The sequence below is a fragment of the Pseudoalteromonas sp. G5_S1_14_S5 genome (assembly GCF_054968605.1).
In genome coordinates this window covers 1-428 of record NZ_JBQKUM010000234.1, presented here as the reverse complement: position 1 = coordinate 428, position 428 = coordinate 1, and the positions used below count along the sequence as shown (strand labels likewise).

Sequence of the window (428 nt, the reverse complement as noted above, 5' to 3'; positions counted from 1 at the left end):
ACAGCTTGCCTTAAGCGCGTCATAAGCTTCTATGAATGCTTGTTGTTTTGCTTCATCAAACTTGTGTGGAACGCCTTTCGGTTGCTTGTAGCTAAAGCCATTGTGGTGAAGCCATTTGTTCATACCAGAAACCGTGTAATCAAGTCCAAATATCTCTTTAACGTAGGCGACAATTTGATGCGTGTGAGAATAGGTTTTCTCAGTCAAATGCTCGATTAGGTGCATGGTTTGAGTAGCAGAAAGCTTGCTTTGGCTTCCGCCATTTTCAGGCTTAAGTTTTTCAGAAAGAACATAGTCGCTGAGGTGACGAGCAACAGTCGATTCATGAATGCGAAGAGCTTGTGAAATCATCGTCTGACTCCAGCCTTCAGAAGCCAGCAAAACCGCTTTTATACGGTCGCAAACTCGACTATCACGTTCAATGTCGT

General features: G+C 43.7%; 1 protein-coding gene. It reads right to left on the bottom strand.

Features of this window, described 5'->3' with window-relative positions:
* A partial coding sequence (locus tag ACTRWI_RS22680; protein ID WP_499133941.1) for a winged helix-turn-helix domain-containing protein occupies positions 1-428 on the bottom strand: 428 nt, incomplete at both ends.